Genomic DNA, 12,463 nt, shown 5'->3' with positions numbered 1-12,463 from the left:
CGCCCGCCGGGGGCGGGTCAGTAGGAGGCGCGCTCGACGAGGACGTCCAGATCCAGGCCGGGGGGGAGTGTGCCGAAGGCGCGGCCCGCGTCGCCGGACAGCCGGGAGACGCAGAAGGCGTCGGCGACGGCCGTCGGCGCCAGCCGTACGAGCAGCGACCCCTGCAGCACCAGGGCCATGTCCTCGGCGACACGCCGGGCGCGGGCCTCGATGTCCGTCGTGTCGTCCAGGGACTTACGCAGACGGTCGACGGCGGCGTCCAGATGGCGGTCGGCGCCGGAGGCGAGCGAGACCTCGGCGAAGAACGCCTCCTGTGCCTCGGGCTCGCGGCCCAGGGCGCGCAGCACGTCCAGCGCCGCGACGTTCCCCGAGCCCTCCCAGATGCCGTTGAGCGGCGACTCGCGGAACAGCCGGGGCATCTGCGACTCCTCGACGTAGCCGTTGCCGCCCAGGCACTCCAGCGCCTCGGCCGCGTGCGCCGGAGCGCGCTTGCAGACCCAGTACTTGCTCACGGCCAGCGCGGTGCGGCGCAGCGCGGCCTCGGTCCGGTCCCCGGCGATGGCCCGGTCGGTGGCGCCGGCCAGCCGCGTCATCAGGACGGTCGCCGCCTCCGACTCCAGGGACAGGTCGGCCAGCACGTTGCGCATCAGCGGCTGGTCGGCGAGCTTCCTGCCGAACGCGGCGCGCCGCCTGGCGTGGTGGACCGCCTGCGTGACGCCGTACCGCATGCCGGCCGCGGAGCCGATCACGCAGTCCAGCCGGGTCATGTTGACCATCTCCAGGATGGTCCGCACGCCCCGGCCCTCCTCGCCCACCAGGTAGGCCGTCGCGCCGTGGTACTCCACCTCGGCGCTGGCGTTGGACCGGTTGCCCAGCTTCTCCTTCAGCCGCATCAGCTGGACGGCGTTGCGGGTGCCGTCCGGCAGGATCCGGGGGAGCAGGAAGCACGACAGCCCGCCGGGGGCCTGGGCGAGAACCAGGAACACGTCGCACATCGGGGCGGAGTTGAACCACTTGTGCCCGGTCAGCAGGTAGCTTCCGTCGCTCAGCGGCTCGGCGCGGGTGGTGCCGGCCCGCACGTCGGAGCCGCCCTGCTTCTCGGTCATCGCCATCCCGGCGAGCACGCCGCGCTTGCCCAGCGGCGGGCGCAGCCCGAAGTCGTAGCTCCGCGAGGCCAGCAGCGGCTCCCACTCGGCGGCGAGCACCGGGCTGTGGCGCAGCGCGGCGATCGACGCGTAGGTCATCGAGATCGGGCAGCCGTGCCCCGCCTCGACCTGGCTCCAGAGATAGAACTTGGCGGCGCGGGCCACGTGCGCGCCCGGCCTGGCGCTCGTCCACGGGGTGGCGTGCATGCCGTTGCCGACGGCGACGGTCATCAGCTCGTGCCAGGCGGGGTGGAACTCCACCTCGTCGATCCGCCGTCCGTACCTGTCGTGGGTGCGCAGCACGGGCGGATGCTCGTTCGCCAGCCGTCCCCACTCCTGGGCCTGCTCGGAACCGGCGAGAAGGCCGAGCCTGCGCAGTTCCCCCGTGGCCCATCCCGCGCCCTCCCGGTCCACGCCGTCCATGAGGGCGGCGTCGGCGGACACGTCGTGCCCGGTGAGCGGATCTGCCTGGTTGAAGACGTCATGGGTCACGTGGGGCCTCCGGTGAACTCATCCGGCCCGTCGCCGGCTCCTATGCCTATCTCAACATCCCTCCGGGGGGTTGGCGCACTTAATTGTGGTGCTATGTCCGACTTTCGCGTGGACGTGGAGGGGGGCGGTCTCCGAGAACGCCTCCCGCCGTACGCGTCCTCCGCCCCGGCGCCGGCCGGGGGGAGTCGCGCGTACGGCTCGCGGTTCACAGGTTCTTGACCAGGTCGCGGACGTAGTCGTCGTCCTCGTCGCTCTCGGCGAGCACGCGGTCGGCGCCCCGCTGGGCGCGGGCGTCCCCCCGGGTGGCCAGGCCGCGGGTGGCCTCGGCGACAGTGTTCAGATCCTCGTCGTCGAGCCTGGCGGCGAGCGCGTCGCGGATCGGCTCACTGTCCTGCGCCAGACCCGCCAGGCCCATGGTCGCCCAGTCGCGTACCTCCGCGTCGGGGTCCTCGGTCATCGAGATGAGCAGCGCGAGCCCCTCGGCGTGGCCGGCCGGCAGGACGGCGGCCAGCGCGGCGGGGTCGGCCTGGCTGCGGCTCCAGCCGTCGGAGGTGATGATCTCCAGCACCTCGGGCAGGGCGCGCGGGTCGGCGTGGTGACCGAGCGCGCCGAGCACCGAGCGCAGCACCCGCTCGTCACCCTCGGTGGCCGCCATCCGTCGCAGGATCGGCAGCGCCTCCTCCAGGAAGGGCTTCTCGTCCTCGGTGAAGCCGAACTCGGCGAGCACGTCGACGGCGAACTCCCGCTTGCGCGGGTCCTCGCTCGCGCACAGCCGCGCCGCCGCGTCGAAGGTCTCGCCGTCGCCGCGCCGGCTCAGCGAGCTCGCCACGGTCCACCAGGTCTCGGCCTCCTCGTCGATGTCGCGGTAGGGCATCGCCCGCTCGACCAGCTCGTCGAAGGGCAGCCGCTCGCCCGTCGCGTCCTCCAGCAGGGTCGCGACGGCCGCGTGCCCGCGCTGGCAGGTGAGCTCGGCCACCCGGGTCCCGTCCGGGCCCACCGCCGCGACGGTCACCAGGTCGGTGCCGTCTGTGGCCCGGCTGCGGCCCACGACGAACTGCGAGCCCTCGGGGGCCTGCTCGGTGAGCTGCTCAAGGAGCGCGCTCTCCAGCTGGGTGCCGAGCCAGTCGTAGGCGATGGACAGCGGCGTGTCGCCGTCGCCGTCGGGCCGGTCGGCCTCGGCGCCGGCCTCCAGCAGCGTGCGCACGACGCCCAGCGCGCCGCGCCGGGTGGCCAGGGTGAGCGCGGTGTCGCCGCCCTCGTTGGCGTCCTCGGGGTCCGCTCCGGCCGCGAGCAGGGTACGGACGGCGTCGGCCCGCCCGTTGGCGGCGGCCCAGAGCACGGCGGTCCACCCGTCGGCCTCCCGCCCGGACACCTCGGCCCCGGCGGCCAGCAGTGCCTCCACGGTCTCGACGCGGTCCCAGGCCGAGGCGGCGCACAGGGGCAGCCCCGCGTCCTGTCCGCCGCTGATCCGGTTGGGGTCGGCTCCGTGGGCCAGCAGTGCGCGCACGATGGCCAAGCGCCCCGCGCTCGATGCCAGGTACAGGGCGGTGGGCTCTTCCGCACCGCCGGGGTCGGCGCTCGTCCCGCTCTGCAGCAGCCGCTCGACCCGCTCGGCGTCGTTACCCGTCACCGCGTCCAGGAGTTCTCGATACATGCCTACGGATCCTATTGCCTGCCTTGGCGAGGAGGCCGTACGCCGGTCGTGACGCCCGGCGCGGTGCCCCGCGCCGCCGTATGGTGGACGCGGTGTCCGGTGACGGGGGCGTCAGCAGGTCTGGCCTCCTTCTTCGGAAGCGCCGCTCTTCCTACCTTCTGGGGATCCTCTATTCAGACAACTCGCGATATGTTGTGAGTTATGAATGATCCCGGGGAGATGCGGGTCTCGGACGCCGAGCGAGAGGCCGCCGTCGAATGGCTGCGGGTCGCCTCCGTCGAGGGGCGGCTGACCCTCGGCGAACTGACCGAGCGCACCGAGGCGGCCTACACCGCCCGTACCCAGGGTGAGCTGGCCGTGCTCACCTCGGACCTGCCAGGGGGCCACCCGGCGCCCGCCCCCGCCTACCCTGCGGCCGAGGCCGGGCGGGGCGGGGCGGCACGACGCTGGTTCGTGGCGGTGATGGGCAGTTCCAAGCGGCGCGGCACATGGCGGATCGACAAGCCGCTCGGCGCCGTCGCCGTGATGGGCGACGTCGTGCTGGACCTGCGCCAGGCCGAGGTCCGCACCGGGGTGGTCGACATCATGGCCACCGCGGTCATGGGCGACGTGAAGATCATCGTCCCGGACGGCGTGGACGTCGAGCTCGACGGCATCGCCATCATGGGGGACAAGAAGGTCCAGGTCATCGAGGCGCCCCCGGGGACGAACGTGCCGATCGTCCGGGTCAAGGCCTATGTCCTCATGGGGGACATCAAGGTGGTCGGAGACTCGCAGGCCAAGCCCCTCAAGAAGAAGTGGGCCGCCTGGCGGGAGCAGTGGGACCAGATGCGCGGTGAGCTGCCCGGTGAGGCACGCCCCCACCAGATCCACCCGCCCCCCCAGCCCTGGAGTTCGGCGCACCCTCCCCGGCCTCCCAGGCCGCCCCGGCTGCCCGGCCTCTGACGGCCGCCCCCAAAAGCTGTTTCGCCGCCAAGGCGGAACAGCGTGTAGTGACGTGATCGCCGTCAGGTACCGCCGGGCGGGCGGGAGCGCGGGCCGGAAGGCTCGAAAGCCTGTGGAGACTCGGTAAGACCACTTCGGTGGCACGGGCCGGTGAAGCAGGAAGCTGCAGAAGTGCCGCGTCAGCGGTACAGGCTGAATCTTCGGCATTCATGCCGAAGAGCGCGTCAAGTGTCGCCCGTGCCACTCCCGGGCCGCGGCACGACCGAGCGCGCCTTGGGCGACTCTCCGTATACCCGGACCGCGCCATTCCGGGCCGCGTGGCCGTGCGCTCGGCCGCCTCTGTCCCCGTCCGGGTTTTCTCCCCGCGCCTCCGGCGGGCGAGTCTCCGGACGCGTGCAACGCCTCGGGGCACCCGGAGCGTAGTACTCGGTGACATACACCGAGCAGTAAGGATCCCCTGATGCGAGACCGGGCCGACTTCGAGCGCTACGTGGAACAGCGCTCGGCCCGCCTGCTGCGGACCGCATACCTGCTGTGCCGCGACTGGGGCACGGCGGAGGACCTGCTGCAGACGGCCCTGGCCAAGGCGTGGCTCGCCTGGCGGAGAGTGGGCGACGATCCGGACCCCTACGTCTACCGCATCCTGGCCAACACCCACGCCAGCTGGTGGCGGCGCAGGTGGCGGGGGGAGGTGCCGAGCGCGGACCTCCCCGAGACGCCGGACGAGGCCGCGGAGGACGCGGTGGCCGGCCGGGAGGCGGTCAGGCAGGTCCTGGCCGGGCTTCCCGGCAGGCAGCGGGCCGTGATCGTGCTGCGTTACTTCGCAGACCTGCCCGACCAGCGGATCGCCGAGATCCTCGGCTGCTCGGTGCCGACCGTGCGCAGCCAGGCCAGCCGGGCACTGCGCAAACTGCGGGTCGATCCCGCGACCGTCGCCGCGATCACCACGGGGAGCTGAGATGACGATCACCGAATCCGAACTGCGCGAGACCCTGACCGGAGACGGAGACGACGGCCACAGCGGGGGCGTGGCCGTCGCCGACGTCCACCGGCGGGTCCGCGCGATCAGGCGCCGCCGCTGGGGCGCGGCCGGCGCGGCCGCGGCCGCCCTCACCGTGGCGGCGGCACTCAACGTGCCCCTGGGCGGCGGTACGGCGAGTGAGGCCGACCTCTGGACCGGCGTCATGGCCCGGCCGTCCGCCGGCCCGCCGACCGTGTCACAGCCACTGGGAGAACCGTATCCCGCGCGCGAGGTCATGACCCGCAGCTTCGGGACCGGCGGGACACGGGAGGAACTACGGCTCGGGTCCGGAAGCGCTTCGATGACGGTGACCGTTTACTGCTCCGGGCCGCTGCGGCGGGCGATCGTCTGGATCGACGACGGCCCTCCCGGAAGGCAGCTCTGCGGAACCGGCCCCGACGGATTCCCCATGGTGATCTCCGATGAGGACCGGAGCGCCACGGCGATCAAGGAACAGAAGAGTCCGGTGGCCGGTGAGCGGGTCGTGTCCGCGGCCGTACTGCCCGGCGAGATCGACGGCACGGGCAAGACGATCAACATGCTGCTCGAAGGGATGGACGACTACTTCGAGGGCTGGCAGGCACAGCTCACCGAAGCGAAGCCCTTCCCGCTGAAGTGGTCGGTCAGCGCGCGGGAGGTGATCTTCCCCGTCTGCCGGGACAACGTGCGCCAGGTGGACCCGAGAACCGGGAAGGTGGTCCTGCTGCGCTGCGAGGGCGAGGCCACCGCACCCCCGAGCGTGCCCTGAGCCTCCTCGTGAGGTCCCTCAGCCCCCTCGTGGGGTCCCTGAGCCGCGGAGCCGGGCACGGTGGGGTTCAGGCGGTGGCGAGCACCTGCTGTCGGTGCGCGGCCCGATCGTAGCGTTCGAGCAGCACCGCCGCGAGCTCCGGGGCGGCGCCCAGCACGTCGGCGACGACGTCGGCGCCCGCGGCCAGCGTCTCGCGTCGGATCTTGTCGGCGAAGTGGCCGGGGGCCAGCAGGTAGGGGGCGATGACGACCCTGGCGGCCCCGGAGCGCCGCAGGCGCAGCACCGCCTCCTGCGGGGTGGGGCCGGCGGCCGAGGCGTAGGCGGCGCTCACCGACCGCCAGCCGCGCCGCGTCGCCCAGTCTCCGGCGACCTGGGCGATCGTCGCGTTGGCCCGTGGGTCGCTGGAGCCGGCCGAGACCAGCACCACGGCGGTGCCCGTCTCGCCGGGCTCCACCCCCGCCTCGGCCAGACGCCGCTCCAGCGCGGTGACCAGCAGCGGGTGCGGGCCCAGGGTGGCGCCCGCGTGCACCCGCAGCAGGGGCCGGCGGGCCGTCGCCTCGGCCAGCGCGCCGGGGATGTCGACCCGGCTGTGGTAGGCCTCGGTGAGCAGCAGCGGCAGCACCACCGCCTCGGTCAGTCCCGACAGCGCCGCGGGGAGCGTCGGGGCGGCGTGGTCGAGGTAGGCGGTGCGCACGAGGAGCTCCGGGCGCGCGATCCGTACCAGGTCGAGCAGGTCCTCCACGGTCGCGGCGGCGCGCGGGTCACGGGACCCGTGCGCCACCGCGATCAGCGGTGTCACGGAAGCGGCGCCGGGGGAGCGCCACGTCATACGTGCAGCCCGCACTCGGTCTTGCCCATGCCGGCCCAGCGACCGCTGCGCGGGTCCTCTCCCGGGGCGACCTGGCGGGTGCAGGGGGCGCAGCCGATCGAGGGGTAGTTGTCGTAGTGCAGCGGGTTGATCAGCACTCCGTTGTCGGCCATGTAGTTGTCGACGTCGTCCTGCGTCCAGCCGGCGATCGGGTTGATCTTGACCATCTGGCGCTTGGCGTCCCACTCCACGACCTTGACAGCGGCGCGGGTGGCCGCCTCGTCGCGGCGGATGCCGGAGACCCAGGCGAGGTAGGGCTCCAGCGCGCGGTTGAGCGGCTCGACCTTGCGCAGGTAGCAGCAGAGGTCGGGGTTGCGTCCGAACAGGCGCGGACCCAGGTCGCGCTCCTGCTCCGCGACGGTCCGGGACGGCTTCACGTTGATCACGTTCACGTCGTAGACCTGCTGGACCGCGTCACGGGTGCCGATCGTCTCGGCGAAGTGGTAGCCGGTGTCGATGAACAGCACGTCCACGCCGGGCTTGACCCGGCTGACCAGGTCGATCAGCAGGGCGTCGGCCATGGAGGCGGTCAGGCAGAGCCGGTCGCCGAAGGTCGCCGCCGCCCAGCGGATGATCTCCAGGGCCGAGGCGTCCGCCAGGAACCGGGAGGCCGACTCGACGATGTCCTGCAGCTCGAACGCACTCCGCTGCTGCCGTAACCCGATCTCGATGTCCACCAGTGTCATCGCTCGTTCACCCAATCCTCATTCGCCCCGCGGAGCGGTGCGCTCGTCGCGCCGGAACTCGCCGTCTGGACCGTGCGGCTCGCGAGGGCCTTACCGGCCCTCGCGTGGACCGCGTCGGATTCGCCGCGCGTCACGAGCGCACCCCGATTCCGAGAAACTTCAACTTGAAGGCACGCGCGCACGACCGGCAGTACCAGCCGCCGTCGCCCTCGTAGGGCTCCAGGTCCTCCTCGCCGCAGTACGGGCAGTGGAAGGGGACGGCTCGCTCACTCATCCGTTCCGCCGTTCACTTCAGGTCCGCGTCGTCGGCGCGCTGCACCCAGTCGGAGAAGATCTCGTCGTCCTTCTTCTGCTCCTCGAAGTTGCGCAGCACCCGCTCCACGTAGTCGGGAAGCTCCTCGGAGGTGGTCTTCAGGCCGCGGACCTTGCGGCCGAAGCCCGGGTTGACGCCCAGCGAGCCGCCCAGGTGCACCTGGAAGCCCTCGACCTGCTCACCCTTGTCGTTGACGACGAGCTGGCCCTTCAGGCCGATGTCGGCGACCTGGATGCGCGCGCAGGAGTTGGGGCAGCCGTTGACGTTGATGGTCAGCGGGTTCTTGAAATCGGGCAGCCGCTGCTCCAGCTCGTCGATCAGGTTGGCCGCGGTGGCCTTGGTCTCGACGATGGCCAGCTTGCAGAACTCGATCCCGGTGCACGCCATGGTCTGGCGCCGGAAGGTGGAGGGGTTGACCTGCAGGTCGCCGGCCTCCAGCTCGGCGACGAGGCTGTCGACCCGGTCGGGCGCCACGTCGAGGATGACCATCTTCTGCTCGACGGTGGTGTGCACCCGGTTGGAACCGTGCCGCTCGGCGATGTCGGCGATCAGGTGCAGCCTGTCACCGTCGAGGCGGCCGACCTTCGGTGCGAAGCCGACGTAGAAGTTGCCGTCCTTCTGCGGGAAGACGCCCACGTGGTCCCTGCGGCCGCCGCGCGGCTCCTCGGGCGCGGGGCCGTCGGGCAGGGCGTGGCCGAGGTACTCCGTCTCCAGGATCTCCCTGAACTTCTCCGCGCCCCAGTCGTTGATCAGGAACTTGATCCGGGCCCGGTGCCGCAGGCGGCGGTAGCCGTAGTCGCGGAAGATGCCGATCACGCCGCCGTAGGCGGGGGCGACCTGCTCGGGGGTGAGGAAGACCCCCAGCCGCTTGCCGAGCATCGGGTTGGTGGACAGGCCGCCGCCCACCCAGAGGTCGAAACCCCGCTCGCCCTTGTCGTTCACGACGCCCACGAACGCCACGTCGTTGATCTCGTGCACGGTGCAGTGCGCCGGGCACCCGCTCACCGCCGACTTGAACTTGCGCGGCAGGTTGGAGAAGGCGGGGTCGCCGATGTAGGTGTCGTAGATCTCCTGGATCTGTGCGGAGCCGTCGAGGACCTCGTCGGTGTCGATCCCGGCCAGCGGGCAGCCCAGGATGACGCGCGGGGTGTCGCCGCAGGCCTCCGTGGTGGACAGGCCCACCGACTCCAGGCGCTCCCAGATGTCCGGGACGGCCTCGATCTCGATCCAGTGGAGCTGGATGTTCTGCCGGTCGGTGACGTCGGCGGTGCCCCGGCCGTAGAAGTTGGAGATGTCGGCGATGACCCGCAGCTGCGCCAGGTTGAGCCGGCCGCCGTCGATCCTGACCCGGAGCATGAAGTAGCGGTCGTCGAGCTCCTCCGGCTCCAGGATCGCGGTCTTGCCGCCGTCGATCCCGGGCTTGCGCTGGGTGTAGAGACCGAACCAGCGCATCCGGCCGCGCAGGTCGGAGGGATCGATGGAGTCGAAGCCCTGCTTGGAGTAGATGTCGATGATCCGCTGACGGACGTTGAGTCCGTCATCGTTCTTCTTGTTCTCCTCGTTCTTGTTCAACGGTTCGCGGTAACCGAGAGCCCACTGACCTTCGCCACGCGGGCGCTTGTGGTGTCGGTTGACCGGCCGGGCCGGGGTCGTCATGTGCGCGTCCTTTTTGAGGCTCGATGGGATGATTTCCGGACGCGCACGGGCGGCACCTCCCGCCTCGTCGTTGAGTGCGGGGGTCGATTACTCAGAGAAGAACGCCTGTTACGCGGCCGAGCTGGGTGAAATCAGCAGAGGGCGACGATTAACGGACGTCACAACAGATGGCACTGCGGACACGCAGAAGGTCGACGTGGCGTCGCACGACGAGCAACGGGTCCGCTGGCATGTCTCTGACGATACCTTGGTGGCACTGGATGTCCAATGTCGGGTCCACAATCTGGACGCGAGGGCGAGAGGCCCGGGTCATCCCTGGCGCGGCCAGCCCATCGCCGACTCCGTGGGCCTGTCGGCGGGCTTGTGCTGGCAGTCGCACCACGAGCCCCCTCGACACTTCTCGTGCCGCCGTGCCTTGCACTCCTGGCAGATCATGTCTCCATTCTGCGCTGTTCCTTCTAGAACATTACTCGGTTACCCTGGCCTTGGCTGGAACAGGGAGGCGCCATGGGCCTGGTGGACGAGCTGCTGGCGGATCTGCACGCCGAGACGGCCGAACTCGACGCGATGATCGGCAGGCTCGGCGCGCAGGAGTGGGAGCTGGCCACCCCGGCCGAGGGCTGGATGGTGCGCGACCAGATCAGCCATCTCGCCTGGTTCGACGACGCCGCCACCGTCTCCGCCACCGACCCCGACGGGTTCCGTGCCGCCCTGCCCGCCCTCCTGGCCCGTGGCGACTCCGCGGTGGACGAGCTCGCGGTCGCCTCGCGCAGCCTGGCCGCCGGCCAGATACACGACTGGTTCCGCGAGGCCAGGGCCCGCGGTCTGGAGGCCTTCGCCCGGCTGGACGCCGGTGCCAGGTTGCCCTGGTACGGGCCCGACATGTCGGTCGCCTCCTTCGTCACCGCGCGCCTGATGGAGACCTGGGCTCACGGGCAGGACGTGGCGGACGCGCTCGGCGTCACGCGCGCGCCGACCGCCAGGCTCAGGCACGTGGCGACGCTCGGGGTACGCGCCCTGCCGTACGGCTTCGCGGTGCGCGGCCTGGAGCCGCCGGCACGGCCGGTGCGGGTGGAGCTGACCATGCCCGACGGATCGCCGTGGGCGGCTGGCCCCCCGGGCGTCCCCGATCTGGTCCGCGGCACCATGCTCGACTTCTGCCTCCTGGTGGTCCGGCGCCGCCACCTCGCCGACACGTCCCTGCTGGTACGCGGCGAGACCGCGAGGGCCTGGACGGCGGTCGCGCAGGCCTTCGCCGGCCCCCCGGGCAAGGGAAGACCCCCCCTCGGCCAAGGGGAGAGCCGAACATAAGGCCACCCCAACCGGACCGAGAACCCCTTGTAAGGGACGCGCCCGCCTTCACGGCCTGGAGGGACTCCCCGTGAGGCCTCACCGCGACGCGCCAGCGTCGCCATAAACACTGTCTGACATCCTTGTAAATATGCGGACTCTGTTGAACGTCATCTGGTTGGTCTTCGCGGGGATCTGGCTGGCGATCGGCTATGTCCTCGCGGGCATCATCTGCTGTGTTCTGATCATCACCATCCCGTTCGGTATCGCGTCGTTCCGGATCGCCGCCTACGCGCTGTGGCCCTTCGGCCGGACCGTGGTGCGCGACCCCGACGCGGGGGTGATGTCCACCATCGGCAATGTGATCTGGTTCGTCGTGGCCGGGATCTGGCTGGCGATCGGGCACCTGCTGACCTCGATCCCGCTCTTCCTGTCGATCATCGGAATCCCGCTGGGCCTCGCCAACCTCAAGCTGATTCCCGTCTCCCTGCTGCCGCTGGGCGCCCGTATCGTCGACAGCGACGACGCCCAGGCGTTTTACCACCGGTAACCCGGGCAGAGGGGTGAGATTCGATCGTTGCCCGCCTGACTCGTGATCAAGCACGGCTAGGAATACCGTTGTGTGGCATGACGTCCACTGATGCCCCGGCCCAGCGGCCCGGGCCCAAGCGGCGCCCTTCGCGCGGGCCCGGGACATGGCTGCGCACGGGCCTCGCGTGGATTCGCGGTATGGATGTCTGGGCCCGGCTGCTGGCGGCGCTCACGTGGATTCGCGGAACCGACCTGTGGGCGCTGGTCACCGCCACCACGAACGCGGGCGTCACCTACCGCGTCACCGGCCTGGCGGGGGAGGCGGCCTTCTTCGCGCTGCTGTCGCTGCCGCCGTTCATGCTCGGCCTGATCGGCGTGCTCGGCCAGCTGACCCGGGTGTTCGGCCCCGAGACCGTCAAGAACGTCAGCGACTGGATCGACCAGCAGGCCCACCTGCTCTTCACGGACAACGCCGTCGACACCGTCGTCACCCCGCTCATCGAGGACGTGCTGAAGCCCGAGAACCAGGTCTCGCTGATCTCCCTGGGCTTTCTGCTCGCGCTCTGGTCGGGCTCGCGGGCGCTGTTCGTCTACGTCGACCTGATCTCGGTCGCCTACGGCCTCGGCGAGGAGCGGGGCATCATCCGCACCCGCCTGATGTCCTTCGGGTTCTATCTCGCGGGCCTGCTGATCGGGCTGGTGGTGATGCCCGTGCTCGTTCTCGGTCCCGTCGCGCTGCGCGGTGCCCTGCCGACCGACTACGCCCCGCTGGTCGACGTCCTCTACTGGCCGGTGGTCGTCATCGGCTCGGTGATCTTCCTTACCCTGCTCTACCACGTGAGCGTGCCCGTACGCACGCGCTGGTGGCGCGAGCTGCCCGGGGCGGTGCTCGCACTCGTCATCTGGATCGTCTGCGCCGCCGTGCTGCGCGCGGTGCTCGCCGCCTGGTTCTCCCCGGTCTCCATCTACGGCTCGCTCGCCGCGCCCATCGCCGTACTGCTCTGGCTCTACATCACCGCGCTGGCCGTGCTCATCGGGGCCACGCTCAACGCCGAGGTCGACCGGCTCTGGCCGGTCGACGGCGCAGGTCGCGCCAGCCGCATGGGTTAGTCCG

12 protein-coding genes are annotated in these 12,463 nt (G+C 71.2%); 6 read left to right on the top strand and 6 right to left on the bottom strand.

Annotated features, from left to right (window positions below):
• Positions 1 to 17 precede the first annotated feature (17 nt).
• A complete protein-coding gene (locus ACQP0P_RS32420) occupies positions 18 to 1,637 on the bottom strand; it encodes an isovaleryl-CoA dehydrogenase (protein ID WP_433362042.1) in 1,620 nt (539 codons plus the stop codon).
• A 205-nt stretch (positions 1,638 to 1,842) separates the two neighbouring features.
• A complete protein-coding gene (locus ACQP0P_RS32415) occupies positions 1,843 to 3,291 on the bottom strand; it encodes an ankyrin repeat domain-containing protein (protein ID WP_433362039.1) in 1,449 nt (482 codons plus the stop codon).
• A 201-nt stretch (positions 3,292 to 3,492) separates the two neighbouring features.
• Here ACQP0P_RS32415 and ACQP0P_RS32410 point away from each other — a divergent pair, with 201 nt between their 5' ends.
• The 3 genes from ACQP0P_RS32410 to ACQP0P_RS32400 all read left to right on the top strand — a co-directional run bounded on the left by ACQP0P_RS32410 (position 3,493) and on the right by ACQP0P_RS32400 (position 6,005).
• Entirely contained in the window at positions 3,493 to 4,236 is a 744-nt protein-coding gene (locus tag ACQP0P_RS32410) for a DUF1707 SHOCT-like domain-containing protein (RefSeq protein ID WP_433362036.1), read from the top strand.
• 460 nt (positions 4,237 to 4,696) lie between these two features.
• Complete coding sequence (locus ACQP0P_RS32405) at positions 4,697 to 5,194, top strand: SigE family RNA polymerase sigma factor (protein WP_433362033.1); 498 nt, start codon at positions 4,697 to 4,699, stop codon at positions 5,192 to 5,194.
• Position 5,195: 1 nt separating this feature from the next.
• Complete coding sequence (locus ACQP0P_RS32400) at positions 5,196 to 6,005, top strand: hypothetical protein (protein ID WP_433362030.1); 810 nt, start codon at positions 5,196 to 5,198, stop codon at positions 6,003 to 6,005.
• Positions 6,006 to 6,072: 67 nt separating this feature from the next.
• Here ACQP0P_RS32400 and ACQP0P_RS32395 read toward each other — a convergent pair whose 3' ends face one another.
• The 4 genes from ACQP0P_RS32395 to ACQP0P_RS32380 form a co-directional block, all read right to left on the bottom strand.
• Complete coding sequence (locus ACQP0P_RS32395; protein WP_433362028.1) at positions 6,073 to 6,834, bottom strand: sirohydrochlorin chelatase; 762 nt, start codon at positions 6,832 to 6,834, stop codon at positions 6,073 to 6,075.
• Complete coding sequence (locus ACQP0P_RS32390; protein WP_433362025.1) at positions 6,831 to 7,559, bottom strand: phosphoadenylyl-sulfate reductase; 729 nt, start codon at positions 7,557 to 7,559, stop codon at positions 6,831 to 6,833. The genes ACQP0P_RS32395 and ACQP0P_RS32390 overlap by 4 nt, the downstream gene beginning before the upstream one ends.
• 130 nt (positions 7,560 to 7,689) lie before the next feature.
• The gene (locus ACQP0P_RS32385; RefSeq protein WP_184616917.1) at positions 7,690 to 7,833 is read right to left on the bottom strand and encodes an Insertion element protein; all 144 of its coding nucleotides are present in this window, start codon (positions 7,831 to 7,833) and stop codon (positions 7,690 to 7,692) included.
• Between the two features lie 12 nt (positions 7,834 to 7,845).
• Positions 7,846 to 9,528: a nitrite/sulfite reductase gene (locus ACQP0P_RS32380; RefSeq protein ID WP_433362021.1), complete on the bottom strand. Its 1,683-nt coding sequence runs from the start codon at positions 9,526 to 9,528 to the stop codon at positions 7,846 to 7,848.
• A 507-nt stretch (positions 9,529 to 10,035) separates the two neighbouring features.
• Here ACQP0P_RS32380 and ACQP0P_RS32375 point away from each other — a divergent pair.
• From ACQP0P_RS32375 to ACQP0P_RS32365, 3 genes are all read left to right on the top strand, one after another.
• The gene (locus ACQP0P_RS32375) at positions 10,036 to 10,839 is read left to right on the top strand and encodes a TIGR03084 family metal-binding protein (protein ID WP_433362018.1); all 804 of its coding nucleotides are present in this window, start codon (positions 10,036 to 10,038) and stop codon (positions 10,837 to 10,839) included.
• Between the two features lie 130 nt (positions 10,840 to 10,969).
• Positions 10,970 to 11,368 (top strand): YccF domain-containing protein, encoded by a 399-nt coding sequence (locus ACQP0P_RS32370; protein WP_433362015.1) that lies wholly within the window; start codon positions 10,970 to 10,972, stop codon positions 11,366 to 11,368.
• A 179-nt stretch (positions 11,369 to 11,547) separates the two neighbouring features.
• Positions 11,548 to 12,459 (top strand): YihY/virulence factor BrkB family protein, encoded by a 912-nt coding sequence (locus tag ACQP0P_RS32365; protein ID WP_433362012.1) that lies wholly within the window; start codon positions 11,548 to 11,550, stop codon positions 12,457 to 12,459.
• Positions 12,460 to 12,463: the final 4 nt, after the last annotated feature.

This window comes from Streptosporangium sp. CA-115845, assembly GCF_050943795.1.
Classification (GTDB): Bacteria; Actinomycetota; Actinomycetes; order Streptosporangiales; family Streptosporangiaceae; genus Streptosporangium.
The sequence above is the reverse complement of the archived record's forward strand: the minus strand, read 5'-3'. Positions and strand labels throughout refer to the sequence as shown.